Source organism: Flavobacterium sp. (assembly GCF_031423415.1).
Taxonomy (GTDB): domain Bacteria; phylum Bacteroidota; class Bacteroidia; order Flavobacteriales; family Flavobacteriaceae; genus Flavobacterium.
In genome coordinates this window covers 1-26,955 of record NZ_JANPFL010000188.1, presented here as the reverse complement: position 1 = coordinate 26,955, position 26,955 = coordinate 1, and the positions used below count along the sequence as shown (strand labels likewise).

Annotated in this window: 27 protein-coding genes and 1 tRNA gene; 20 read left to right on the top strand and 8 right to left on the bottom strand. The window is 32.5% G+C overall.

Translation table 11 applies throughout. The features are described 5' to 3' along the window. Positions 1-385 precede the first annotated feature (385 nt). From RMO83_RS16105 to RMO83_RS16075, 7 genes are all read left to right on the top strand, one after another. The gene (locus RMO83_RS16105) at positions 386-1,807 is read left to right on the top strand and encodes an AAA family ATPase (protein WP_310560722.1); all 1,422 of its coding nucleotides are present in this window, start codon (positions 386-388) and stop codon (positions 1,805-1,807) included. 142 nt (positions 1,808-1,949) lie between these two features. Next, the gene (locus RMO83_RS16100; protein WP_133274845.1) at positions 1,950-2,156 is read left to right on the top strand and encodes a DUF2683 family protein; all 207 of its coding nucleotides are present in this window, start codon (positions 1,950-1,952) and stop codon (positions 2,154-2,156) included. Next, entirely contained in the window at positions 2,120-2,422 is a 303-nt protein-coding gene (locus RMO83_RS16095; RefSeq protein WP_310560721.1) for a Txe/YoeB family addiction module toxin, read from the top strand. Before RMO83_RS16100 ends, RMO83_RS16095 begins: the two co-directional genes overlap by 37 nt. Before the next feature lie 165 nt (positions 2,423-2,587). Further along, complete coding sequence (locus RMO83_RS16090) at positions 2,588-3,211, top strand: hypothetical protein (RefSeq protein WP_310560720.1); 624 nt, start codon at positions 2,588-2,590, stop codon at positions 3,209-3,211. A 152-nt stretch (positions 3,212-3,363) separates the two neighbouring features. Further along, positions 3,364-4,089: a 3-deoxy-manno-octulosonate cytidylyltransferase gene (gene kdsB / locus RMO83_RS16085; RefSeq protein WP_310560719.1), complete on the top strand. Its 726-nt coding sequence runs from the start codon at positions 3,364-3,366 to the stop codon at positions 4,087-4,089. 62 nt (positions 4,090-4,151) lie between these two features. Then, on the top strand, positions 4,152-5,465 hold the full coding sequence (locus RMO83_RS16080) for a pitrilysin family protein (protein ID WP_310560718.1): 1,314 nt from the start codon (positions 4,152-4,154) through the stop codon (positions 5,463-5,465). 13 nt (positions 5,466-5,478) lie between these two features. Then, the gene (locus RMO83_RS16075; RefSeq protein WP_310560717.1) at positions 5,479-6,867 is read left to right on the top strand and encodes a pitrilysin family protein; all 1,389 of its coding nucleotides are present in this window, start codon (positions 5,479-5,481) and stop codon (positions 6,865-6,867) included. A gap of 56 nt (positions 6,868-6,923) precedes the next feature. On the opposite strand, the gene RMO83_RS16070 is transcribed toward RMO83_RS16075, so the two are convergent. Both RMO83_RS16070 and RMO83_RS16065 read right to left on the bottom strand, forming a co-directional pair. After that, positions 6,924-7,634, bottom strand: a complete 711-nt coding sequence (locus RMO83_RS16070; protein ID WP_310560716.1) for a potassium channel family protein — start codon at positions 7,632-7,634, stop codon at positions 6,924-6,926. Between the two features lie 66 nt (positions 7,635-7,700). After that, a complete protein-coding gene (locus RMO83_RS16065) occupies positions 7,701-8,366 on the bottom strand; it encodes a methyltransferase domain-containing protein (RefSeq protein ID WP_310560715.1) in 666 nt (221 codons plus the stop codon). Between the two features lie 60 nt (positions 8,367-8,426). On the opposite strand from RMO83_RS16065, the gene RMO83_RS16060 reads away from it, so the two are divergent. Continuing rightward, the gene (locus RMO83_RS16060) at positions 8,427-8,984 is read left to right on the top strand and encodes a 1-acyl-sn-glycerol-3-phosphate acyltransferase (protein WP_310560714.1); all 558 of its coding nucleotides are present in this window, start codon (positions 8,427-8,429) and stop codon (positions 8,982-8,984) included. A gap of 1 nt (position 8,985) precedes the next feature. Here the strand turns inward: RMO83_RS16060 and RMO83_RS16055 are convergent, their stop codons facing one another. Beyond that, entirely contained in the window at positions 8,986-9,465 is a 480-nt protein-coding gene (locus RMO83_RS16055) for a helix-turn-helix transcriptional regulator (RefSeq protein WP_310560713.1), read from the bottom strand. A 311-nt stretch (positions 9,466-9,776) separates the two neighbouring features. Here RMO83_RS16055 and RMO83_RS16050 point away from each other — a divergent pair, with 311 nt between their 5' ends. From RMO83_RS16050 to RMO83_RS16035, 4 genes are all read left to right on the top strand, one after another. Then, entirely contained in the window at positions 9,777-10,931 is a 1,155-nt protein-coding gene (locus RMO83_RS16050; protein ID WP_310560712.1) for a M14 family metallopeptidase, read from the top strand. A gap of 38 nt (positions 10,932-10,969) precedes the next feature. Next, on the top strand, positions 10,970-11,449 hold the full coding sequence (locus RMO83_RS16045) for an Lrp/AsnC family transcriptional regulator (protein WP_103807030.1): 480 nt from the start codon (positions 10,970-10,972) through the stop codon (positions 11,447-11,449). A gap of 98 nt (positions 11,450-11,547) precedes the next feature. Then, the gene (locus RMO83_RS16040; protein ID WP_310560711.1) at positions 11,548-14,133 is read left to right on the top strand and encodes a phosphoenolpyruvate carboxylase; all 2,586 of its coding nucleotides are present in this window, start codon (positions 11,548-11,550) and stop codon (positions 14,131-14,133) included. Positions 14,134-14,199: 66 nt separating this feature from the next. Continuing rightward, entirely contained in the window at positions 14,200-14,715 is a 516-nt protein-coding gene (locus RMO83_RS16035; RefSeq protein WP_310560710.1) for a DinB family protein, read from the top strand. Positions 14,716-14,781: 66 nt separating this feature from the next. Here RMO83_RS16035 and RMO83_RS16030 read toward each other — a convergent pair whose 3' ends face one another. The 4 genes from RMO83_RS16030 to aroB form a co-directional block, all read right to left on the bottom strand. Then, positions 14,782-15,195, bottom strand: a complete 414-nt coding sequence (locus tag RMO83_RS16030) for a DNA primase (RefSeq protein ID WP_310560709.1) — start codon at positions 15,193-15,195, stop codon at positions 14,782-14,784. Positions 15,196-15,203: 8 nt separating this feature from the next. After that, on the bottom strand, positions 15,204-16,175 hold the full coding sequence (locus RMO83_RS16025; protein WP_310560708.1) for a deoxyhypusine synthase family protein: 972 nt from the start codon (positions 16,173-16,175) through the stop codon (positions 15,204-15,206). Positions 16,176-16,256: 81 nt separating this feature from the next. Then, the gene (locus tag RMO83_RS16020) at positions 16,257-17,657 is read right to left on the bottom strand and encodes an arginine decarboxylase (protein WP_310560707.1); all 1,401 of its coding nucleotides are present in this window, start codon (positions 17,655-17,657) and stop codon (positions 16,257-16,259) included. Positions 17,658-17,946: 289 nt separating this feature from the next. After that, positions 17,947-19,014, bottom strand: coding sequence for a 3-dehydroquinate synthase (gene aroB / locus RMO83_RS16015; protein WP_310560706.1), 1,068 nt, complete (start codon positions 19,012-19,014; stop codon positions 17,947-17,949). A 92-nt stretch (positions 19,015-19,106) separates the two neighbouring features. Here aroB and RMO83_RS16010 point away from each other — a divergent pair, with 92 nt between their 5' ends. Beyond that, positions 19,107-20,276, top strand: coding sequence for a proline dehydrogenase family protein (locus RMO83_RS16010; RefSeq protein ID WP_310560705.1), 1,170 nt, complete (start codon positions 19,107-19,109; stop codon positions 20,274-20,276). An 89-nt stretch (positions 20,277-20,365) separates the two neighbouring features. Here the strand turns inward: RMO83_RS16010 and RMO83_RS16005 are convergent, their stop codons facing one another. Then, positions 20,366-22,153 (bottom strand): ABC transporter transmembrane domain-containing protein, encoded by a 1,788-nt coding sequence (locus RMO83_RS16005; protein ID WP_310560704.1) that lies wholly within the window; start codon positions 22,151-22,153, stop codon positions 20,366-20,368. A 174-nt stretch (positions 22,154-22,327) separates the two neighbouring features. On the opposite strand from RMO83_RS16005, the gene RMO83_RS16000 reads away from it, so the two are divergent. The 7 genes from RMO83_RS16000 to RMO83_RS15970 all read left to right on the top strand — a co-directional run bounded on the left by RMO83_RS16000 (position 22,328) and on the right by RMO83_RS15970 (position 26,833). Next, positions 22,328-22,402, top strand: a tRNA-Val gene (locus RMO83_RS16000). A gap of 272 nt (positions 22,403-22,674) precedes the next feature. Continuing rightward, entirely contained in the window at positions 22,675-23,919 is a 1,245-nt protein-coding gene (locus tag RMO83_RS15995; protein WP_310560703.1) for a site-specific integrase, read from the top strand. Between the two features lie 76 nt (positions 23,920-23,995). Next, positions 23,996-24,415, top strand: coding sequence for an RteC domain-containing protein (locus tag RMO83_RS15990; protein WP_310560702.1), 420 nt, complete (start codon positions 23,996-23,998; stop codon positions 24,413-24,415). A gap of 8 nt (positions 24,416-24,423) precedes the next feature. After that, positions 24,424-24,846, top strand: a complete 423-nt coding sequence (locus RMO83_RS15985) for an RteC domain-containing protein (protein WP_310560701.1) — start codon at positions 24,424-24,426, stop codon at positions 24,844-24,846. Between the two features lie 112 nt (positions 24,847-24,958). Continuing rightward, complete coding sequence (locus tag RMO83_RS15980; RefSeq protein ID WP_310560700.1) at positions 24,959-25,264, top strand: helix-turn-helix domain-containing protein; 306 nt, start codon at positions 24,959-24,961, stop codon at positions 25,262-25,264. Then, on the top strand, positions 25,261-26,238 hold the full coding sequence (locus tag RMO83_RS15975; protein WP_310560699.1) for a transcriptional regulator: 978 nt from the start codon (positions 25,261-25,263) through the stop codon (positions 26,236-26,238). Before RMO83_RS15980 ends, RMO83_RS15975 begins: the two co-directional genes overlap by 4 nt. Next, entirely contained in the window at positions 26,222-26,833 is a 612-nt protein-coding gene (locus tag RMO83_RS15970; protein ID WP_310560723.1) for an ATPase, read from the top strand. The genes RMO83_RS15975 and RMO83_RS15970 overlap by 17 nt, the downstream gene beginning before the upstream one ends. The last annotated feature ends 122 nt before the right edge of the window (positions 26,834-26,955 follow it).

Genomic DNA, 26,955 nt, shown 5'->3' with positions numbered 1-26,955 from the left:
CTGAATTATGGTTCTTAACAGCTTGTGAAATTATCGAATTTGGAATAAAAGAAATCAACTGTCCGAAAACAGATTTTGTCGAAAAATAGCTATTTTTGTCCATCGTAATTTATGTTTTGCAATACAAAAATACGATTCTTTAAAAGAAGCCATTAATTTGGCTTCTTTTTTATCGGACAATAATGATTAATAATTGTTAATTTGAATAATAGGTTGAAATAAAATATTGATTTTTATCGGATTTGATTTTATAGGTTTTAAATCCAATAATACCGGTGTAGAACCTCAAAAAGTTATAAATTAAATCCTTGATTCTTATTATCCATTGTTAATTATCAATTATCAATTGAAAAACTTTCCTTACTTTGCAGTCAAATCACACCAAATGAATTCTTCTTTGTTTTATAGCCTTTTACAGAAAAAATTCCCTTTTAAACCAACCTATAAACAGGATATATTTTTTCAAAAAATTGCAATTTTTTTGACTGAAAATGACAACAATACAATTTTTGTCTTGAAAGGATATGCTGGAACAGGAAAAACGACTGTGATTTCGACTATCGTCAATAATTTACTCGACATCAATAAGAAATATGTTTTGCTTGCGCCAACAGGTCGCGCGGCCAAAGTAATTGCCAATTATTCGAACAAACCCGCTTTTACGATTCACAAGAAAATCTACTTTCCAAAGAAATCTTCGGGAGGTGTCGTTTCGTTTACTGTGCAACAAAACAAACATAAGAATACGATTTTTATCGTCGATGAAGCCTCTATGATTTCGGATACCAATTCGGATTCCAAGTTGTATGAAAATGGTTCTTTGCTCGATGATTTAATTTCCTTTGTCTATTCGGGAACCAATTGCAAAATGATTCTTTTGGGAGACACGGCTCAATTACCTCCGGTGAATTTGGATATTAGCCCCGCTTTGGACATACAAACTTTGGGTATCAATTACAATAAGGAAGTTGAACACATCGAGTTGGACGAAGTAATGCGTCAAGAAGAAAACTCGGGAATTTTGTTTAACGCCACCGAACTTCGGGAATTGTTGAAGGATTCTTTTATTGACGAATTCAAATTTGATCTCCAAAAATTCAAGGATATTGTCCGCCTGACCGATGGGTATGACATTCAGGACGCCATCAATTCAGCTTACAGCAATTATAGCATTGAAGACACGGCTTTTATCGTTCGGTCGAATAAACGGGCCAATCAATATAATGAGCAAATCCGATCGAAGATTTTAGACAAGGAAAACGAACTGTCAACAGGAGATTTCTTGATGGTGGTGAAAAATAATTATTTCTGGCTCAAAGATTCCGACGAAGCGGGTTTTATTGCCAATGGCGACATCATCGAGGTTTTGGAAATTTTTAAAATCCAAGAATTATACAGTTTCAAATTTGCCAAAGTAAAAATACGAATGGTCGATTATCCCAATCAAAAACCATTTGAAACGGTACTTTTATTAGATACCATAAAAAGCGAATCGCCGTCCTTGACTTACGAAGAATCGAACCGATTGTATCAGGAAGTTTTGAAAGATTATGAAGGAGAAACCAAGTTTAAGCAGTTCCAAAAAGTGAAAGCCAACGAATATTTCAACGGCCTGCAAGTCAAGTTTTCGTATGCGATTACCTGCCATAAATCGCAGGGAGGACAATGGAATACGGTTTTTATAGAACAACCATATTTGCCTGACGGAATCAACAGGGATTACATCCGTTGGTTGTACACTGCAATGACAAGAGCGAAAAATAAATTATATTTGATAGGATTTAAGGACGAGAGTTTTGTGGAATGATTTATAGACAGATTTCACAGATTCACACAGATTTCAAAATTTAAAATAAATAGAGTTCATTGAGGATGCTTTCCGTGAAGATTATGTAATTGGTTTTTTGGGAAAATGTTTTTTTGTTATATTTGTAGAAATAAAAGTCATAATGAGCACAATAACTATTGAAGTCGATGAAAAAAACATTTCGTTTGTAAAAACACTTTTAGAACATCTAAAAGGAGTTAAAAATGTGACTATTAATGAGGGAGATAGTCCTTATAATCCTGATTTTGTAAATTCAATTGAAGAAGGTAGAGCCGAATATAAACGCGGTGAATGTACTACTATTTCTACGAAGGATTTATGGAAGTAAAACTAACCAAAAAAGCATCAGAGCATTTGGGTTTTTGGAAAAAATCAGGCAATAAAGCCATTCAAAAAAAGATTCAGCTTCTGATTGAAGATATAATGAAAAATCCATTCGAAGGTATTGGAAAACCTGAAGCATTAAAATATAATTTGCAAGGAACTTGGTCTAGAAAAATTAACGAAGAACATCGCATTGTTTATGAAATTCCTGATGAAGGTGTTTTATTGATACATAGTTTGAAAGGACATTACACCGATTTAGATATTTAAAATTGAACCTCACTTTAAAAAATAGTGGGGTTTTGTTTTTATAAACGAGTTTGTTTAAAGACAAATTAGTGGTGGGATCTTTGAGTATGACTTCGGTGAAGATTATGTAAGGGGTTTTGTGGGAATAAAGATTATATTTGGGGGTGAAAAAATAAAAAATAAAAAATGAAAAAAATAATATTTATTGCAATTAATATATTTACAATATCAATAAGTTTTGGACAAAATTTTGAGGGTAAAATAATATATTCCAATACTTGTACTAGCAATATTCCTAACATTACTAGTGCAAGTTTATCTTCATTGATAGGCTCAAAACAAGAATATATAATTAAAGACAATAATTACAAATCCATTAGTAATGGAACTTTATTTGAATGGCAGTTATATATAAATATTAGTAGTAAACTTTATATAAAAGCTACAAGTTCTGAAACAATTTTTTGTTCTGATGATAAAAAACAAGATGATGAAATAATAAGTGTTAAATTGAATAAAAACACTACAAAAGTTTTAGATTATAATTGCGATGAATTGGTTATTAAATATAACACGAAAGTTCAAAAATATTATTTTGATTCAGAGATTAAAGTAGATTCAAAATTATTTGAAAATCATAAATTTATTGATTGGTATGGAAATTTGTTAAAAGCAAACCTATTGCCATTAAAAATAATTACTGAAAGTTTTGGTTTTACAAATGAAACAATAGCAACAAAAATAATACCTTTAAAAATTGAAGATAAAACATTCGAACTTCCTAAAGGAATTAAAATAGAAGAAAAGTAAATTTACTTAAACATTTAGAAAACAATTATCGCCTATAATTCAGTTTCTTAAACCCATCGAATTAGGGGGTTTAAAAACTTTACAAATAAACAAGTTCAATAAAATAAAACTTTGCGACTTTGTGCCTTCGCGGTAAAATAAAAATAAAAACAATGAAAATAATAGCAGTCATTCCCGCACGTTACGCTTCCACACGATTTCCTGCAAAACTAATGCAGGATTTAGGAGGCAAAACCGTGATTTTAAGAACCTATGAAGCGGCCAAAAAGTCCAATCTTTTTGATGATGTATTCGTGGTTACGGATTCCGATTTAATTTTTAACGAAATTGTTTCCAACGGAGGCAAAGCCATAATGAGCATCAAGGAACACGAATCGGGAAGCGACCGAATTGCCGAAGCTGTCGAAAACATGGACGTGGATATTGTCGTAAATGTACAAGGAGACGAACCTTTCATCAATACAGAAGCTTTAGAAAAACTAATTGAAGTGTATAAAAACGACACCGACAAAAAAGTGGATTTGGCTTCCCTAATGTTTGAAATCACTGAGGAAGAGGATATTAATAATCCTAATAATGTGAAAGTGGTGGTGGATCAAAACGGTTTTGCATTGTACTTTTCGCGTTCCGTGATTCCGTATCCAAGAGAGAAAAACGCGGGCGTTCGCTATATGCAACACATCGGGATTTATGCTTTCAGGAAACAAGCGCTTTTGGATTTCTACAGTTTGCCAATGAAGTCCTTGGAAGCTTCCGAAAAATTGGAACAACTGCGCTATCTCGAATTTGGAAAACGTATCAAAATGGTCGAAACTGCCGACAAAAGCATCGGCATTGACACGCCTGAAGACTTGGAAAAGGCGAGGAGAATGTTGTAAAAATAAAAATTCCATAGTATATAAAGTTTTAGTATTTTTAACCAAAATTAATTCAATAATTTATGAAAAAAATAATGCTCTTACTGATGCTTTTGCTGACCTTCTCTGGTCAGGCACAAATGAAAGCCGATGACGTAAAAACGTTTACACTCAACAACGGAATGAAATTTCTGGTCGTTGAAGATTTCTCGATTCCCAATGCCAATATGTACTTTTTTTATAAAGTAGGCAGCCGTAATGAATACCAAGGAATCACTGGACTTTCTCACTTTTTTGAACACATGATGTTCAACGGAGCTAAGAAATATGGCCCAAAAGAATTTGACCGCACCATGGAATTCAACGGTGGTTCTAATAATGCTTACACAACTGAAAATGTTACGGTATACACTGATTGGTTTCCAGCTGCTTCGACAGAAATTATTTTTGATCTTGAAGGAGACCGGATTTCAAGTTTGAGCATTGATCCAAAAATTGTTGAAAGTGAAAGAGGAGTGGTGCTGAGCGAACGTAGAACAGGTCTCGAAAACTCTCCTTGGCGACTTTTGTCACAATCAATGCAAGCAACAGCTTTTCAGGAACATCCGTATCATTGGCCAGTAATTGGGTATGAAGATGATATGAAAAACTGGACGCAACAAGATTTAGAGCGCTATTTCAAAACCTATTATGCGCCAAACAATTGCGTAGTTGTAGTTTCAGGCGCAATAAAATTAGATAAAGTGAAGGAATTAGCCAAAAAATATTTGGAACCCATTCCAGCACAACCTGAACCACCAAAAGTTCATATTGTAGAACCACCTCAAGCAGGAGAGCGTAGAATTATTGTACAAAAAGAAGTGGCAACACCTTATTTTGTGATTGGTTATAAGACTCCCGAATCTAAAAATGAAGATTATTATGCCTTGAATATTTTGAGTTCTATTCTTTCAAGTGGCAATTCTTCTCGATTATATTCGGCACTCGTTGACCAAAAACAATTGGCTACACAGGTGTTTACTGATTTTGGAGATACTTTTGATCCTAATCTTTTCAATGTATATGCAGTTGCTAATAAAGAGGTAAAAGAATCTGATGTAGAAGATGGTATTTATACAGAAATTGAAAAAATTAAAAAAGAAGGAATTAGCGAGAAGGAACTTCAAAAAATTAAAAATCAAAAATTAATGGAGTTTTATGGTCAAGTTGAAACCATTAACGGAAAGTCGAATAATATCGGAACGTATGAAGTTTTTTTTGGCGATTACCGAAAAATGTTTGACGCACCAGCTAATTACAATAAAATTACTGTAGCCGATGTTCAGCGAGTTGCCAATAAATATTTGATAAAAAGTAATAGAACAGTAGGAATATTAAAAACGAATGTTGAAGAATAAAATTATGGAAAGGATGAAACAAAAAATAACGATATTCTGCCTGTTAGTAATTGGTATAAACCTATCAGCTCAGAGCTTTAAAGTACCTACTTATACCACTTTCAAATTACCAAATGGACTCACCATTTCCTTAATGGAACAACACGATGTGCCTACTATCAGTGTTTCGGCGATACTTTCTGCTGGAGCTATTTATGATTATGACAAAGCAGGTTTGGCATCGCTGACAGCAACTGCTTTAAAACATGGGACAAAAAGCTTCACTAAATCTAAACTGGACGAAGAATTGGATTTCATTGGTGCCAATGTTGATACCTATGCTACCAAAGAATTTGCAGGGATTACTTCCAATTTTGCATCTAAAGATAAAGACAAAGTTTTGACAATTATTAAAGAAATAATGCTCAATCCAGTTTTTGACGCTGCTGAATTTGAGAAAGAGAAAAGCCGTTTATTAGTATCTCTGGAACAGCAAAAAGAAAGTCCAAGATCCGTTGTTGGACCGTATTTTGAAACCCTTTTGTTTGGAAGCCACGTGTATGGCAATGTAATTAACGGAAATAATGCAACTGTAAGCAAATTGACAGTTAAGGACGTAAAAGGGTTCTATGATGCAAATTATAAGCCTAATGATGCTGCGATTTGTATCGTTGGTGATTTTATTGCCAAAGATATGAAAGCTGCTTTAACCAAATTGTTTTCAGCTTGGGAAAAGTCGGTTGGACAAAAAGAAAACTTGGCATCAAAACTAATAATTAGCCCTACTGCAAACAAGGTTTTGTTAGTGAATAAAGACGATGCTAAGGAAACTACTTTTTTCATAGGATCAACTGGAATTAGCAGAAACAATGCTGATTTTGTTGCAATTGAAGTGGTTAACACTCTTTTTGGCGGTCGATTTACTTCTATGTTGAACGATGAACTTCGAGTAAATACAGGTTTAACTTATGGCGCTGGTAGCAGATTCAAAACCTTAAAAAATGGAGGTTCGTTTTACATCAGCACTTTTACAGCAGTTGAAACTACCGAAGCTGCTATTGATAAAACATTGGAAGTATTGAACAAATTACACACGAATGGAATTGATGAAAAATCATTGAATTCTGCCAAGAATTACGTGAAAGGACAGTTTCCTCCAGGTTATGAAACCAATGAGCAATTGGCAAGCTTGTTGTCGCAAATGTTTTGGTACAATTTTGATAAATCGTTTATCAATAATTTCGAAAGTGATGTAGATGGATTAGATTTGGCTAAAGCCAATCAAATTATTGCTAAATATTTCCCTAAAGACAAATTGCAATTTGTATTAGTTGGCAAATCGGCCGAGATTAAAAAGATAGCCGAGAAATATGGAAAAGTCACCGAAGTGCAAATAACGGATGATATTAAGAACAAAAATTAAAAATAAAAGGGATTAGGTTCCCTTTTTTTATGGAATGATATTTCATTATTGAAGAATTAATTTTCGTTTTCAAGGTCAAAATAACCTTTAGATTTTATTTTGGCAGAAAAAAAATTCAAGAACAAAACCACAAAAAACAAAAATAATAACGCTTGAATACTTGCTAATATTTTTCCAATGGTTGTTATAGGGTAAAAATCGCCATATCCAATAGTTGACGATGTGATGGTACTGAAATAAACGGCGTCAAACCAATAATCAAAGGGTTTGTTCAAATAATTACCACAGGAATATAAAACTGCAAATGCCAAAATTATTTCTACATAATTCAAAAAAAGTAAAAGCATCGACCTTTTATAAGAGCGTGGTTTCGAAAACATATCAGAAGCAAAAATCAATGTTGGAATATACAAAACGGTCTCTAGCAATACATATATCATTATCCAAATCACAAAATGATAGCTTTGCCAATGACAAATTAATATCAGCAACGGAAGGCTAACTTTGAGTAAAACATAGAAATCTAAGGCTAAATCTCGATATTCATATCCTTTAAGACTCGCTAAATATTTGATGTAAACACCCGGAAAAAACAATTGTGAAGAAGAGAGAAACAACCGAACTATTTTTTCTATACCAGCATCATCTTGATGGTTGTTGTTCCAAATTGCTTTAATATTCATAATGCGTTTCTGAATAGGATTGTATTCAGGTTTTGGAATTTTAGATACATTTCCCAGAAACAATTTCTTTAGGATGGATTGCATAACTACAGGGTTATAATACTCCTTGTAATTTACGAATTAAATGCCACATTTAAGTACAAAAAACTATTAAAATTTACTTTCGATTAGTATCAATTCATTCGTTTTATCAGCTTTGTTGATTTTTGACACAATATATTTTTTAGCATCAAAATTTGTAATATAGTTTGCATTAATTTGTTTTTGCTTAGCTTTCAAAAGCATCGTATTAAAGAGTATGATACCTTTGGGTTTTAATAAAAAGCAAATTCGGCTGATGAAAAAATATTCAAACAAAAAATCGGGCATTTTTGCATCTTGAAAAACATCGATTACGATTAAGTCATATTTAGTATTAGTTTTCAAAACATATTTGGAGGCATCATCGATAATAATTTCCAGATTTGAAATAGCGTTGAGATGAAAATAGGTGTTGGCAATTTCAATTACAGATTTGTCAATATCAACTCCTGTGATTTTTCCTTTAAAATTAATTTCGTCAACCAAAGTCCGAATTACACTGCCACCAGCAACTCCCAAAACAAGAATGGAATCCATTGACTTAATTTTTTCGAAACCAATATTTTTCAATCCTGTTCGCAAAATACGTTGCAAATTCCCATACGAATAATTAGTATTCTCACTGTCCAAAACTAATTTTCCGTTATTCCACGTAACTTCTAAGCTTTTGCTAATAGCCGAATCTTCTTTAAAAATGGTAATTGGAATTAAATAACTAAACAGTTTTTTGAGCATTTGAATATTTTTTATCAAAAATACGGGAATAATGCTAATTTTACCAAAAACAGGTTGTAAATGAAAAGAAGGTTCTACAAATTTATTTTCTTCAAATTAATGGGTTGGAAAATCGAAGGAACACTTGATGAAAATATCAAGAAATGTGTTTTAATGGTTCTTCCGCACACCAGTTGGCACGATTTTTATCTAGGAATATTTACTAGAGGAATTATGGATATGGAAATGAATTTTATTGGAAAAAAAGAATTATTTCGATTTCCATTCGGATATTACTTCCGTTGGATGGGTGGAGCACCAATTGATAGGGTAGGAAATTTAAATAAAGTAGAAGCCATTGCTAAAATTTTTGAAAATCACAATGAATTCAGATTAGCCATTTCCCCAGAAGGAACTAGAAAAAAAATCAACGAACTCAAAACAGGTTTTTATTATATTGCCTTAAAAGCAAATGTTCCTATAATTCCAGTGGCTTTTGATTTTGGACAAAAAACAGTAAATCTTGGTGAACCATTTTTCCCTACTTCTAATTATGAAAATGATTTACAAATTTTACTAAATCATTTTAAAGGAGTTGTTGGTAAAATTCCAGAATTTGGTTATTCTGCCGAAAAATAATTTATTCTGACGAATACGTTTTAAAAGTTCCGTTGGTGTAGAAAACTACTATTCGCTCAATTTCACCATCCACTTTATTTGTTGTCGCTGTTTTTGCATTTGAAAAAAGACTTCGAGGATTTTCTTCCTTCTCATTTTTTGCATTTGAAATTTTCTCGGTAAACAAATCCGTTTGATTTTCAATTTTAGCTTCCACAGTTGGCTGCATAAAAGTTGGAGTAGGTGAAACTCTATTTGCTTCATTTTCTAATCCCGATTTCGGAAAAGTTCCCTTTCCATTTAAAATCCAATACAAATCCACCTCGGGAAAAACATCCATAATTTTAAGAATAAAATCCAAACTTGGTTTGTTTCTCCCAGAAAGAAGGTGAGACATACTGGAACGTTGAACACCTATTTTATCGGCAAACGACGAGGCGTTTAGACTGTAATAATCTAGAATATATTCTAATCTTTTTATGAAATCGTCAGTGTTTACCATTGTAAAGGTGATTTAAAATCATTGATGTTACAAATGTAACTAAAAACAATCAATGAACTGATATTACAGATGTAAATTGTTAATAAATAATGTTTTTATATAATTATTTAGTTGAGTTAATATAGTTTAAAATACTGATTAAATATATTTTATATTATAATAGTATTTTTGAATACATTTGTCAATTTCCACATTGAATGCAAGAGAGCAATCAGTAGATTATTTGTTTACAATAATGAACTTATTTGTATTTTTATGAATTACAATTGTTAATTTAAAGATGTTTACTTTTGTAAAACAAAAAAAAGAATATGAATTTAGAAAAATTATACCGTCAATATAAAGAGCCATCTATGGAAGGTCGTTATATTACGTTTGATAAAATTTATCCAATTTTAAAAAAGTTAAACACAAGTAACCAATTAGAAATTATTGGGAAATCGGTTCTCGAAATGCCAATTTATAAGTTTCAAATTGGGACTGGAAAAATTAAAATACTGCTTTGGTCTCAGATGCACGGAAACGAAAGTACAACCACAAAAGCATTAATTGATTTTTTAAACGTCTTGAATGGAGGTTCTGAGTTAGCCAAGACGCTGCTTGAGACATTTACTTTTTGCACGATTCCAATGTTGAATCCTGATGGTGCCAAATTATATACCCGTGAAAATGCAAATCAAGTCGACCTAAATCGTGATTCAAAAGAGTTGTCACAACCAGAAAGCAGAGTTTTAAGAGAGGCTTTCGAAAACTTTGAACCTGATTTCTGCTTTAACCTTCACGATCAGCGTACAATTTTTGGTGTTGAAAGCACTGGTAAACCTGCAACAATGTCTTTTTTGGCTCCAGCTTATAATGAAGAGAGAGAAGTTAACGAAACAAGATTAAAGGCAATTAATGTGATTTCAGGCATAAATGATGTTTTGCAGAATTATATTCCGGGACAAGTTGGGCGATTTGATGATGGATTCAATATCAATTGCATTGGTGATACTTTTCAGTTTTTGGGAGTTCCAACCATATTATTCGAGGCAGGCCATTTTCAGAATGATTATTATAGAGAAGAAACTAGAAAATATGTTTTTATGGCTTTGATTTCGAGTTTTAAAATACTAAGCGAAAACGATTTAGTTTGTAGTAAATTTGACAAATATTTGAGTATTCCTCAAAATAAAGTAGTTTTTTATGATTTTTTATATAAAAATATCAAAATAAATTATGATGGTATCGAAATAATCACGAGTTTTGCTGCACAATACAAAGAAGAATTAATTAATGACCAAATTTGTTTTAATGCTTATATTGTTCACATAGGCGAATTGGATAATTATTTTGGACATTTTGAATTTGATGCTAAAGGAGCAATTTATCAAGATGATATCAATAATTTCCCAAAATTAAATCAGAAGGCAAGCTTTTATTTAGATAATAATACAAAGTTTGTTAATGGGTCGATAAGTGTTTAAAGTTTGTAATTGTGTTATAAATATTAAATTATTGAATTATGAGTAAGTTTCGTTTAGATGAAGTAGACCATCAAATTTTGGACATGTTGATTGACAACACCAGAATTCCTTTTACAGATATTGCAAAGAAATTGTTGATTTCGGCGGGAACTGTTCACGTTCGAGTTAAGAAAATGGAAGATGCAGAGATAATAATGGGTTCTTCATTAGTATTAGACTATGATAAATTGGGTTATTCTTTCATTGCTTATGTAGGCGTTTTTCTTAATAACACCTCGCAAACCAAATTTGTTTTGCAACGTATCAACGAAATCCCTTTCGTGACCGTGGCATCTGTTACAACAGGAAAATTCAATATTTTTTGTAAAATAAGAGCTAAAGACACAAAACATGCTAAAGATGTAATCTTTATGATTGACGATATTGATGGTGTTTATAGAACAGAAACTATGATTTCACTAGAAGAAAGCATCAACGATAAAAAGCGTTTAATGCATACTATATTTAAAGATATATAATTCATTTGAAAGTTATTAAACACCATAACCTCAAGTGAACTCTTGGGGTTTATTTTTTTTAATAACTAATATTAACAACGATAACTAATCAACCAATTATGTACACGCATTCCAAAATTGATCGATTTAACGAAGAAGTCCTTTCTAAATATCACATCTATAATAGTGTTTTTATAACACTGCCGTTTGATTCAATAGACAATACCGGAGCATTACTTCCTTTATTTACAGATGGTTGTGATAGCGGGTTTAAAAAACAAGAGACACCCAAAGAAATTTTAGATTTGTTTGCTCAAAAATATCTTAACGGTACTTCAGAAGCCGAAAAAATTGATCTAATGTTTCGTTTTATTCAATACATAGAACGCCAAATCGTACTTTTTGATGCGATAGAAGATGCTGCATTTTCAGTTGTTAATAATATGGAAGGAAGAGGTTCTTTGCGAGATATTAAAGAAAAAGCTTCAGCTAAAGACTTAGAAGGTGAATTGATTTCGTTTTTAGAATCTTTTAATGTAAGAACGGTTTTAACAGCCCATCCCACTCAGTTTTATCCTGGAGCAGTTTTAGGAATTATCAACGATTTGACCGATGCCATTCGTAAAAATAACTTACTTGAAATCAAACAATTGTTGGCTCAATTAGGAAAAACACCATTTATTCAAGCTGAAAAACCAAACCCGTTTGATGAAGCGGTAAGTTTGATTTGGTATCTTGAAAATGTATTTTACGAAACTTCAGGAGAAATAGTACACTACCTTCAAAAGAATATTTTACACGGACATACAATACAAAATCAAATAATTAAACTTGGATTTTGGCCAGGAGGTGATCGCGATGGAAATCCATTTGTTACTACAGAAATAACACTCAAAGTAGCAGATAGACTAAGAACATCCATTTTAAAATGTTACTATCGCGAAATGAGAAATTTAAAACGAAAACTAACTTTTGCTCAAGTGGATGTTCTCGTAGCGGAGCTCGAAAATAAATTGTATCGCTCGGTTTTTTATTCTAAAGGAGAAATCTACATTACTTTAGAGGAATTTAAATCTCAGCTAATTAAGATTAGAACCATACTTATTGAGCGAAATCAATCTTTATATTTAGATGAATTGGAAGGGCTTCTTATCAAAGTGAACATATTTGGTTTTCATTTTGCATCCTTAGACATTCGTCAAAACAGTAGAATACATAATGCTGTATTTAAGGATGTTGTGGAGTACTATTTAAACTCAAATTCCGCTATTTTTCCTAAGAATTATTTCGAATTAACTGAAAATGAAAAAATAGAAGTACTGTCAACTGTTAAAGGAAATTTGGATTCAACAGTGTTTGAAAATGAAATCACAAGATCGACTATTGAGTCGATGCAAGCAATAAGACAAATACAAGAAAATAACGGCGAATTTGGTGCTAATCGTTATATCATAAGCAATAACGAAAGTGCATTGAATGTTATGGAGACCTTTGCTCTTTTCAAATTAAATAATTGGGAGAATCCAACTGTTGATATAATTCCGTTGTTCGAATCAGTTGACGATTTGCAAAATGCTTATATAATTATGGAAAAGTTATATACTAATCCTATTTATATGGCACATTTAGCTTTTAGAAATAACAAACAAACCATTATGCTTGGTTTTTCTGATGGAACTAAAGACGGTGGTTATTTGATGGCCAACTGGAGTATTTATAAAGCCAAAGAAGAATTGACAGCGATGTCAAGAAAATATGGAATTAAGGCATTATTCTTTGATGGACGTGGTGGACCGCCAGCTCGTGGAGGTGGAAAAACCCATAAATTTTATGCTTCTTTAGGACCAAACATTGAAAATAATGAGATTCAGATTACAGTGCAAGGACAAACTATTAGTTCTAATTTTGGTACTTTAGATTCTTGTCGGTATAATTTAGAAAATTTATTAAGCGCTGGAGCGACAAATCAAGTATTTAATAAGCAAAAAAATATTTTATCAGGTAGTGAAAAAGAAATATTAAATCAGTTAGCTGAATTAGGCTATGATAAATATTTGAGCTTCAAGAATCACCCAAAATTTATTCCCTATTTGGAACAAATGAGTACTTTGAAATATTATGCTAAAACTAATATTGGAAGTCGACCAGCAAAAAGAAGCAAATCAGAACATTTAGATTTTGCTGATTTAAGAGCGATTCCGTTTGTAGGTTCTTGGAGTCAATTGAAACAAAATGTACCCGGATTTTTCGGAGTAGGTACGGCTTTAAAACATTTTGAAGATACTAATAATTGGGATAAAGTTCAAAATCTTTACGATGATTCCTTGTTCTTCAAAACCTTATTGGAAAACAGTATGATGTCCTTAGCAAAATCATTTTTCCCATTGACCTCTTATATGAGAAAAGATCCTGAATTTGGAGAATTTTGGCAAATTATTTATAATGAATTTTTAGAGACCAAAAGATTATTATTAAAAATTGCTGGGCATAAAGAGTTGATGGAAAATTATCCCGACGGTCAAGCTTCAATAAAGATCAGAGAGCGTATTGTGTTGCCATTGTTAACGATACAGCAGTATGCTTTGTTGAGAATAAACGAATTGAATAAGGAACAAAAACCAGATTTAGAGTTGATAAAAACATATGAAAAAATTGTAACCAGATCTCTTTTCGGAAACACGAACGCCAGTAGAAACTCGGCTTAATTTTAGATTGCAGATTGCAGATTTTAGATTTTAGATTGTTTTGAAGTAAGATTTAAAAAGTACTATATGAATTCCAATCAATTGCCCGTAAATGAATATTCTCAATTCAATGCGACTTATATTAAAGCACTTGATGGTGTCAATTTAATAGAAGAATTAGAAATCAGTTTACACGATTTTATCAAATTTGTTCAGAATATTCCAATGGACAAATTTGATTATCGGTATGCGGAAGGAAAGTGGACAATAAAAGATATAATTCAGCATATTATAGATGCCGAAAGAATTTTTGGTTATCGAGCCTTGCGAATTTCCAGAAATGATAAAACACCATTGCCTGGATTTGAAGAAAATGATTATGTCGAAAACACCAATGCTAATGGCAGAAGTATTCAAGAATTACTTACGGAATTTTCTGCAGTAAGACATTCCAGTTTATTGCTTTTCAAAAGTTTTTCGTCAGCACAATTGACTCGAATGGGAATAGCATCTAATCATCCAATTTCTGTTAGAGCGATAGGTTTCCTAATTATTGGACATTTAAAGCACCATCAAAAAATTTTTGGAGAGCGGTATTTGTAATTAAAATATTTTAAACAAAAAAAGGAGCTCGATTAAGAGTTCCTTGTAGTATTTTTTTGAAATTAATTATTCTTCATCCTCATCGTCATCCTCTACAGGAATATCGATTTCATCAACATCGTCATCATCACTGTCATCTCCAGAATCATCATCATCCTTGAAGTCCGGTTTGTCTAAACTAGCTCCGTCATCAATGTCATCGTCTTCATCGTCTAGGTCAAGACCTTCGTCAATGGGTTCAATTTCTGCAGCGATTTCATCATCTTCATCATAATTTTCAATTCTGTCTGCAAGTTTAGTACTAATTTTTACTAGATAAATAGTATCCTCAGTACGAACTTCAACAGCTTCGATTAATTCGTTTTGAGCATTTCTAAAACGGATAATATTGGAATCATCATAGCCATCCGGAAATTTATCTACTAGTAGATTTAAAATTTCGTGGGTAAGTTTTGCGTAATCCACAATTAGTCTTTTCATAAATTATTCTATAAGTCTAATAAATAAGCGAAAATTAAAGGAGCTACTATGGTAGCATCCGACTCAATTATAAATTTAGGTGTTTTAATATCTAATTTTCCCCAAGTAATTTTTTCGTTTGGCACCGCTCCAGAATAGGAACCATAACTTGTTGTTGAATCTGATATCTGGCAGAAATAACTCCAAAAAGGAATATCGTGCATTTCCATATCTTGATACAACATTGGCACAACGCAAATTGGAAAATCTCCAGCAATTCCGCCACCAATTTGAAAAAATCCAATACCTTTTGAACTATTTTTTGGATACCAATCGGATAAATAAACCATATATTCGATACCTGATTTCATAGTCGAAGCTTTCAAATCTCCTTTTATAACATACGAGGCAAAAATATTTCCCATCGTGCTATCTTCCCATCCCGGTACAATAATAGGTAAATTTTTCTCAGCGGCGGCATACATCCAACTGTCTTTTAAGTCTATTTCGTAATATTCTTCAAGAACTCCCGAAAGTAACATCTTGTACATAAATTCGTGAGGGAAATATCTTTCGCCATTATCGTCAGCGTCTTTCCAAATTTTGTAAATATGTTTTTGCAAGCGACGGAAAGCCTCATGTTCTGGAATACAAGTATCAGTAACACGATTTAATCCTCTTTCAAGCAAAGCCCATTCGTCTTCTGGGGTCAAATCACGATAATTTGGAACTCTCTCATAATGTGAATGAGCTACCAAATTCATAATATCCTCCTCAAGATTAGCTCCAGTGCACGAAATAATTTGCACTTTATCCTTACGAATTATTTCAGCAAAAATTTTTCCTATTTCGGCGGTACTCATCGCTCCAGCCATACTCACCATCATCTTAGCTCCATTGGCTAATTGTTGTTCATAGCCTTTTGCAGCATCAACTAAAGATGCGGAATTAAAATGTAAATAATGCTTTTCGATAAATTGACTAATTGGTCCTTTACTCATTTTGTTTTTTATTATTTAGAGCTATTTTTGCGTGCTCAAAGAAAATATTTTTTTTTGAAAACTACAATTAAAACTTTTAAATTATTTTTTGTGATAACCTAGTATTTCTAAAACTTGGTCAGCGGTCTGTTGTTCGGAAAAAATTTCGGTTGCCAATATTCCGTTTTCATCACGATCAATCAATATATGTTTAGGTTGCGGAATCAAACAGTGATGCAAACCGCCATAGCCACCTATGGTTTCTTGATAGGCACCAGTGTTGAAAAAACCAATATACAAAGGTTTTTCTTTAGAATATTTTGGCAAATAAATGGCATTCATATTTTGCTCGGAGTTGTAATAATCATCGCTGTCACACGTAAGTCCGCCCAGAAGCACTCTTTCATAAGTTTCGTTCCATCGGTTGACTGCCAACATGACAAACCGTTTGTTAATCGCCCATGTGTCTGGTAAAGTGGTTATAAATGAAGAGTCAATCATATTCCATTTTTCTCTGTCATTTTGTTGCTTTTGATACAAAACTTGATAAATAGCACCACCGCTTTCCCCTACAGTGTAGGATCCAAATTCGGTAAAAATATTTGGCACCTCAACATCGGCTTCTTCACAAGCAATTTTGATTTGATTGATGATTTCGTCAATCATATATTGATAATCATATTCAAAAGCCAAGGAATTTTTTATCGGAAATCCTCCACCAACATTAAGACCATCAAGTGTTGGACATTCTTTTTTCAAGGCTACATACACTTTGATACATTTTACCAATTCATTCCAATAATAGGCAGTGTCCATGATGCCAGTATTGATGAAAAAGTGAAGCATCTTAAGCTCTAAATTTTTATTTTCTTGGATTTGTTTTCTATAAAAAGGCAAAATGTTTTTGTAACCTATTCCGAGTCTTGATGTGTAAAATTCAAATTTTGGTTCTTCTTCTGCTGCAATTCGGATACCGATTTGAAATTTGCCTTTAATTTCTGCTTGAAGCAAATCTAATTCTTCATAATTGTCAATAATCGGAATTGTTTTTTTGTGTCCATTGTTGATTAATCTTGCAATGTTTGTAATATATTCATCCCGTTTGAAACCATTACAAATTACAAATGTATTTTTGTTGATTTTGCCATTTTTCATCAAATTTTCAACAATATGGATGTCAAATGCCGATGAAGTTTCGATGTGAATATTGTTCTTAAAAGCTTCGTTCATTATGTATTCAAAATGCGAACTTTTTGTACAATAACAATAATAATATTTGCCCTCATATTTGTTTTTTTCCATTGCATTTCTAAACCAATCTTTGGCTCGTTGAATACTTTTTGAAATTTGAGGCAAATAAGTAAATTTTAAAGGTGTACCATACTTTTCTACCAATTTCATCAAATCAATGTTGTGAAACTCTAGATTGTCTTTGTTTAATGTAAATTCTTCCTGAGGGAAATAATAAGTTTGGTTTATTAAATCGAAATATTTTGTATTCATTTGATTTTTTTGAATTTTAGATTATTTAATGGCTATATAAATTAAACTAAAATTCAAACCCTGATATTTTCAAAAATGATTTGGAGTTTTTCATTTTCGGCTTTCAAATAGGAAAAAATATCAAAACTAAAAGTAACTTTAATAGTAAAAAACCGCTTCAATATCCTCAAAAAAGAATTACTGTTTTGGCTTTTAGTAGAACTATTGTTCCTAGTGTTTTGATTTTTTTTCATTGGTGCAAATGTAAAAAATATTATATACCAAATACAATCCTTTTTTATAAAAATAATTAAGATTGATAATCTTCGAAGGCCTTTAAAATCAACTCGTTTTCTACCGATTGATTTATTTTTATTTTTCCTATGCCTTCGATTAATGCAAACTGAATGTTTCCATACTCATTTTTTTTATCGTGAATGAGTAATTTTATTATCGGATGAATATCAGTTTCTTCAAAAACCACGCTATCATAAATCGATGTAATCGTTGTTTTGATTTGCTCGTATTGTTGTTGATTTATCAAGTTTTTTTCTAATGAAATAAAACTTTCTAAAATCATTCCTATGGCAATGGCTTCGCCGTGTAGCAAGCTTTTTTTGTGATCATTTTCTAGAAAATAACTTTCGATAGCGTGCCCCAAAGTATGACCAAAATTCAATGCTTTACGGATATTTTTTTCGGTGGGATCTTGAAGTACAATTTCATTCTTTATTTCGACAGAACGATAAATTAATTCATCAAAATCAGCAAAATCAATAGCTTTTAAATCCAGAAATTGTTCCCAATAGCCTTTGTCATAAATCAATCCGTGTTTGAGCATTTCGGCTAGTCCTGAACGCATTTCATCTTTAGAAAGTGTTTCCAAATAGTTCGTATCAATTAGTACCATTTTGGGAACATTAATTACGCCAATTTGGTTTTTAAGATTGCCCAAATCAACACCAGTTTTTCCTCCAACAGAAGCGTCAACCATTGATAATAAAGATGTTGGAATGTGAATAAAATCGACTCCACGCTTGAAGGTCGAAGCTACAAAACCGCCCAAATCAGTGACAACTCCGCCACCAAGATTGAGAACGAGACTTTTTCTGTCTCCACCAAGTTCGGTTAAAACATTCCACAATTGTACGCAAGTTTCAATGTTTTTGTTGTGTTCACCCGCTTCAAATTCAACAATTTCAATGGTAAGATTAGTGGCTAAATAAGGTAAAAATTTAGACAAACAAAGCTCATTGGTATTACTATCTACAATAATAAACAAGTTAGAATAGTTACTTTCTTTGAGGAATGAATTTAGCGCTTCGTATCCTGTTTCATTAAAATATATTGGATAATTATTGGCTTGAATGGATTGCATAATTTTTGAATGATTTAATGTGCAAAATAAGGTAAATTTTACTGAACAATTCTCAAAACTCTCATTATATTTGTGTAAAAATTTAACAAATAATGAAAAATTTATTCGATAACACACAAATTGCCTTTTCATTAAAAAGCGATACCGAACTTGACAGAGCTTACTTTTTGTTCAAATTGATTGCAAATGAGCCACTTGTTCGAATTGGAACTGCGGTTACAAATTTTGCCTTAAAAGCAAGTTTACCCGTAGAAGGATTGATTCGTGCCACTGTTTTTGACCATTTTTGTGCGGGAGTGAATGAGGATGATAGCTTAAAAGTAGTGGACAATTTGTTTACCAAAGGAGTTTTTTCGGTTTTAGATTATTCGGTAGAAGGCAAGGAAGATGAGGAACAGTTTGACGCTGTTTTGGAAAAAACCTTGAAATTGATTGATTTTGCCAAAGAAAAAAAATCAATTCCCTTTGCGGTTTTCAAGCCATCTGGTTTTGGTCGTATCGATTTGTATGAAGAAGTTAGTTTAGGAAAAAAATTAACATCAGCCGAATCTGAAGAATGGAATAGAGTAGTGGCCCGTTTCGAAAAAGTGTGCAAAGCCTCTTACGATAGTGATGTAGCTTTATTGATTGATGCTGAAGAAAGTTGGATGCAAGATGCAGTCGATAATTTGGTTGAAGCAATGATGGTAAAATACAATAAATCGAAACCAATTGTTTTTAGTACTTTGCAAATGTACCGTTGGGACCGATTGGATTATTTGAAAAAATTACACGAAAAAGCAAAAGAGGACGGATTTTTTATAGGGATGAAACTGGTTCGTGGTGCCTATATGGAAAAAGAAAATGAGCGTGCTATTGAAAAAGGGTATCCAACACCAATTTGTACTTCAAAAGAAGCCACAGATGAGAATTACGATGCTGCAGTAAAATATATGGTAGATCACATTGACAATATGTCTGTTTTTGAAGGCACACACAACGAAGCCAGTACCTATTTCTTGATGAATTTGATGGAGGAAAAAGGAATACCGTCAACCGATGAGAGGATTTGGTTTGGTCAATTGTACGGAATGAGCGACAATATCAGTTTTAATTTAGCTGCGGATGGTTATAATGTTGCGAAATATTTGCCTTTTGGTCCTGTAAAAGACGTAATGCCGTACTTGATTCGCCGTGCTGAGGAAAATACTTCCGTAGCAGGACAAACCAGCCGTGAATTAGCAATGATAAAAGCGGAGAGAAATAGAAGAAAAGGGAAGTAAAAAATAGTATTCAGTAATCAGTTTTTTTAGTGGTCAGTTTAGACCTAAAAGGTTTTAAAAACCTGTTAGGTCTTTTTTTATCAACTTTTTTAAGAATTACTAAATTGCAAATTGCTCAAGTTTTTATAAATACCGTTTTCTAAGGTAATTAATTCCTGATGCGTTCCTTGTTCTGCAATGACGCCTTTGTCTAGGACCAAAATCTGGTCAGCACTGCGAATAGTAGAAAGACGATGCGCAATAATAATACTCGTTCTTCCTTCCATCAAGATTTCTAAGGCCTCCTGAACCAGTTTTTCGCTTTCACTGTCTAAAGAAGAAGTTGCTTCGTCCAAAATTAAAATACTCGGATTTTTTAATAATGCCCTCGCAATGGCAATTCTTTGCCTTTGTCCTCCTGAAAGTTTAATGCCTCGTTCGCCGACTAATGTTTCAAATTTTTCAGGAAAACTTTCAATAAAATTCGAAGCGTTGGCTTGTTTTGCAGCTAATCTAATTTCATTATCCGATGCATCTGGATTTCCGTAGGCAATGTTTTCTTTGATGGTTCCACCAAATAAAATCACGTCTTGCGGAACGATACTCATATTGCCACGAAGATTTTCTAGATCATAATCATAAATGTTTTTACCATCAATCAATATTTCGCCACTATCAATGTCGTAAAATCGCAATAGTAAAGAAGAAATCGTTGATTTTCCTGCGCCACTTGGTCCTACAATTGCAATTTTTTGACCAAAGTTAGCTGTGAAGTTCACACCTTTTAACACTTTCATTTCTTTTCGGGAAGGATAAGTGAAACCCACATTTTTGAAAGTCACGTTGCCCTGTATTTTTTGAACGGAATGTGAATTTTGTGTAGAATTAATTTTCTCAGGAGTTTCGTCCAATAATTCAAAGACACGTTCAGTTGCACCAATCGCCTTTTGAATTTGGGCATATAATTCGGCAATACCTCCAAAAGAAGCTCCAACAAATGTGGAATACAAGACGAAAGAAATTAATTGTCCAACGCTCATTTCGCCACTAATACTCAATCGAACACCAAACCAAACCACGGCAACAATAGCTCCAAAAAGACAAAATATAATGAAAGAAGCAAAATAACCTCTATATTTTCCGCCTTTGATGGCGAGTTTGACAACTTCTTTTATTTTTCCGTCATAACGGGCAATTTCATACCACTCATTGGCGAAAGCCTTGACAATACTGATTCCTTGCATTGTTTCCTCTACAATTACTTGACTTTCGGCAACTTGATCTTGTACTTTTTTGGAATATTTTCGGATGAAACGACCAAAAATTACTGCTGCAACTGCTACAAGCGGAACTACGGAAAGCATCAACAAAGTTAATTTGATACTTTCAGTTGCCAGTAAGATAACGCCTCCAATAATTAAAATAAATTGTCTTAAAAATTCGGCTATTGTTGAAGTTAAAGTGTCTTGTATTTGCGTAATATCAGCACTGATTCGACTATTCAATTCGCCAACACGTTTTTGAGAAAAGAACGACATGGGCAATTTTACCAAATTACTGTATAAAGATAACCGAAGATTGGCTAAAGTATGTTCCGTAAAATTGACGAATAGCGATAATCTAAAAAAGGAACATATTGATTGTAGAAAAAGAATAACTATAAGTAATAAGGCGATATTGTTGGCCTGCTCATAACTTTTATTTTTCACACTATCAATCAGCATTCCCATCAATTTTGGAAAAGCCAAGGCAGTTGCACCAGTTAGCAACAGGAAAATTAATCCAATATAAAATTTCCAGCGATGATTTCCAGCATAATTAAAAATTAAAACAGCTTTGTTTAATGAAGATTTAGTAATTTTTGATTTTGGTAAATCATTTTCTTTGAAGTGTGCCATTTAATTTGCTTAAATTTTTACAAATATAATACTATACTTATTCATCTTTAATATGACAGCAGCTATTTCTGTGCGGATTTAACGTTTGTTCGGGCTGCTTAAATTAATCTTAATTTTTTTTAAATTTAGTTTGCAAATACAATTTATAGGTATATATTTGCACACCTTTAAAAAGGGCGATTAGCTCAGCTGGTTCAGAGCACCTCGTTTACACCGAGGGGGTCGGGGGTTCGAACCCCTCATCGCCCACAAGTATTACTACAATTGATTATAAAACCCTTTAAATCTTACGATTTAAAGGGTTTTTTCGTTTACAACAACTTCAAATTATTCATTAATGCGTGAACTGAAAGGGATAAAATCGGTTACCCTAAATTATCCGAAATTAGGGTAACCGATTTTTATCTCAACCTAGCATTCACAGGGCATTACAACCAGTTCAACGACTAGTTTAAAAATTGTACATCTTGTGTGTTAGTCTTATTAGAATTAAATTTAATACTAACTAAAAGGTTACCACGATGAAAACAAAAGTATCGATTCTCTTTTACGCAAAGAGAGCAAAAGCCAATGTTAGCGGATTAGTTCCAATATACACGCGAATTACCATCAATGGCAAGAGAATTGAATTAAGCAGCAACCGATTTGTAGAAATATCCAAATGGTCTACAGAAGCTGGCAAAATGAAGGGGAATTCAGAAGAAGCTCGTTCAATAAATAACCATCTTGATATGTTGCGAATCCAAATTATAGATATGCAAATGGAATTAGTACACAAAAAAATTCCAGTAACAAGCGAAACCCTCAAAAGCAAAATACTAGGCGTTGATGAACGAGAACGAATGATAATTCCAATTTATCAAAATCACAATGATAAAATCGAAGACCTTATCGGCAATGGGTATGCTTACGGCACATTAGAACGCTTCAAAATATCTTTAAAACACTTGAAAGAGTTCATTTTGTGGAAATACAATGTTTCAGACATCAGCATTACTAAAATTGATTATGCCTTTGTAACCGAATTTGAATTCTATTTGCGAAGCATTAAAAAATGTAACAACAATACTGCCGTGAAATATGTTAGAAATTTCAGGAAAATAATCAAGATTTGTTTGGATAACGATTGGTTAGATAAAAATCCTTGTAGTAGATATGAAGGGAAAATGAAAGAAGTGGAACGAGATTTTCTAACTGAAGAAGAATTGAGCAGAATTTACAATAAACGGTTTTCATCAGAGCGATTAACATTAGTTAAAGACATTTTTATATTTTCCTGTTATACTGGCTTGGCATATGTTGATGTAAAAGGTTTGAAGAAAGATCACATTGCAATAGGTATTGATGGCGAAAAATGGATTTTCAAAAACAGACAAAAAACAGATACTAAATCAAAAATACCAGTGCTGCCAATTGCCCAAGAAATCATTGAAAAATATGCCAATCATCCAAGGTGTTTAAACGAGGACAGCATTTTACCTATTTTGACCAATCAAAAAATGAATGCCTATCTCAAAGAAATTGGCGACTTATGTGACATCTCAAAAGAAATTACTTTCCATATGGCTCGACACACTTTTGCAACCTCTGTAACACTTACAAATGGCGTTCCTATTGAAACCGTAAGTAAAATGCTTGGGCATAAAAACATTCAAACAACACAGCACTACGCTAAAATTCTAGATAAAAAAGTAAGCGAAGATATGCAGCTTTTAAGAAACAAATTTTCAATGAAACCAATACAAAAAGAGCAAAAAATAAATTAAGATCAGTATTGAATTTGGAGTTTTTAGATTTATTTTTTGAGTCAAATCAAAATTATAAACCTAAAAACGACAAAAAATGAACATCAAATTTAAACAAACATTATTTGAATTAACAGAACAATTAAGTTTTATCAACTTAGAAATGGATGATTTAATAACAAAATCCGTAAAGTCAATTCAAATAACATTAAAGGTAATTATCAATCTTAAAAAGCAATTTTTGAAAGACAAAACAATGAGTTTGGATTCTGAAATAGATTTTTTTAAAAACATTAAACCAAAATTCACTTCCTTAAACATTTATCATAATACCATTTTTAAAATCGAAACTAAAATGCCGAACGGAGGCGAAAAGATCACTAAAAAATACCTCAACAATGAACTAAAAAAACTAAAACGTTTCTTCGACAACAATTTAGATTTCTACAACTATCATCGAACTGGCAGCAGTTTTTTGGATTTCAAATATTTTTTGTTCGCGGCAGTCACGATGTAAAATTAAGATTGGATAGTTTTTATTTTGAAGCTGATCATAATTTTTCAACATCACACGATTTTAAAGTCGCCAAAATTATTGCTTATGATTTAATACAGGTTTATTTGGAAACTAAACTATCAAATATTGGAAAGAAAGAATACAAAGAAAAATCACAACTTGAACCGAAAGGGAAAATGATTTGGACAGGAAATAAAGTTGCATTAACAGAACTTTTATATGCGTTGCATACAAAAGGTGTTTTCAATAATGGTGCGGCTGAACTAAAAGAAATTGCAATTTATTTCGAAGAAATATTCAATATCGATTTAGGACAATATCGAAGAACTTTCCTTGAAATACGGGAGCGTAAGTCGGATAGAACAAAATTTTTAAGCACTTTAGAAGAAGTATTAACCAAACGAATGGACGAGACCGACGAAACATTTTAATATAAATATTTTCAATTGGTTTAAAATCGTTCCCAACGGGGTTCGAGTTGTGATTTTTATTAAACCAAAACGTACAATTTTGCAACATTATTAATTCTAAAACCCAATTATTATGGCAATCGAAGTTATTACTCGTGAAGATTTGAACGAATTCCGAACATTACTTTTAGCAGATTTAAAAGAACTCCTGCAAACTAAAACACAAATCACAAAACAATGGCTCAAATCCAATGAAGTCAGAAAACTGTTAAACATTTCTCCAGGCACTTTGCAAAACTTACGAGTAAACGGAACAATAACTTATACCAAAATTGGTGGAATACTGTATTATTCAAACTCCGATTTAGAAAAGCTTTTAGAATCAAACAAGGTGGAAGCTACCCCTAATTTATTCAATCCAAAATGGCTTGTAGGATGAATTACATAAAACATCTAACAGGGTTTTTCGAGAAGGTGGCAATCGACAGGACACTCAATCCAACACACGTAAGTTTGTATATGTCGTTGTTTCAATTCTGGAATTGCAACCGATTCAAAAATCCAATCAGTATTAATCGTGATGAGGTAATGCGGATAAGCAAAATCAGTTCTAAAGCAACCTATCATAAGTGTTTGAAGAACTTGCACTCTCTAGGCTATCTCAACTATGAGCCATCTTACAATCCATTCAAAGGAAGCCACGTTTACTTATTCAATTTTTCAGATGATTTAAAACCAACTCCCAAAAGCGAAAAAACAACTATACCAAATAATGAACCTGTTTTTGAACTGGTTAATGAACAAGTAGTGAACAAGTCCTGTACTAGTGCTGGTACAAGTAGTGGGACTGGTACTGAACAAGCTCTAGTATCTTATATAAACAATACAAACATACCAAACATTTCAAACGATTTAAAGATTGTAAACTTGGACGAGCAAGCAAAAAAATTTCAAATTGACGATAATGTTATTGCGAGGAACGACGCAATCTGTGAAAAAATAAAAGAAGAAAAAAGTTCCGCAAAAAAAGAAGAAAAAGAAATTCCGGAAGATTTACTTATTGAAAATTCAAGAACATCTTTTCCGGCATTCGCCGACCCCAATGCGAAGCAAACTCAAGACAGTCGGCAAAAAAGTTCCGCAAAAAAAGAAAAAGAGTTAACGCCAACTATCGAAAATGTAAAAGCTTATTTTCTGGAGCAGCACTTTCCCGAACTCGAAGCCAACAAGTTTTTCAATTATTTTTCCAGTATCGGGTGGTTAGTCGGTGGCAAATCTCCGATGGTCGATTGGAAGGCAGCTGCTCAAAATTGGATGTTAAACGCAAATAAATTCAATCCCACTGAAATACTATCAGACAGAGCAAAACACCTCAACACAGGAACCGACAAAGATTATTCAGAGCCATTATAGCTATACAGAAGTAATTGTTTGGTTAGAGAAAAAAGGCGTTGAATTGTACGGAAATCATTTCAAAATCCTTGAAAGCGATTATCCAATAATTTACAAACTCATTGCCTATTTTCTAAAAGATGAAGCAACTTGTTTTCAATACAACATCAACCTCAACAAAGGAATTTTACTTTCTGGCCCAGTCGGCTGTGGTAAAACATCGTTGATGAATTTGATGAAATTTCTAACACCAACCGAACATAAATTTTTCGTAAAACCCTGCCGAGATATAAGCTTTGAATTTATTCAGGTTGGTTATCTAATCATACACAAATACAGCAAAGGAAAACTATACGAATCAGAACCAAAAACAATCTGTTTTGACGATTTAGGAACAGAAAACAACCTAAAATACTTTGGAAACGAATGTAATGTGATGGCAGAAATTCTATTAAGTCGGTATGATATTTTTATAGCTAAAAAAATCCAAACGCATATAACTACAAACCTTTCAGCAAGTGAAATTGAGAAAATTTATGGAAATAGGGTCCGTAGTAGATTGAGGGAAATGATTAATTTAATTGCTTACGACAAAATCATAAAAGACAAACGATGAACCAAATAACCAACTTCTGGAATTACTTCAAACAAAATAACTTTGTTTTTCTACTACTAAATGAAATCCCAAACGACGAACTCAAAATTCATTTTGACAAGTTAATTTCAGTTCTGCATCTT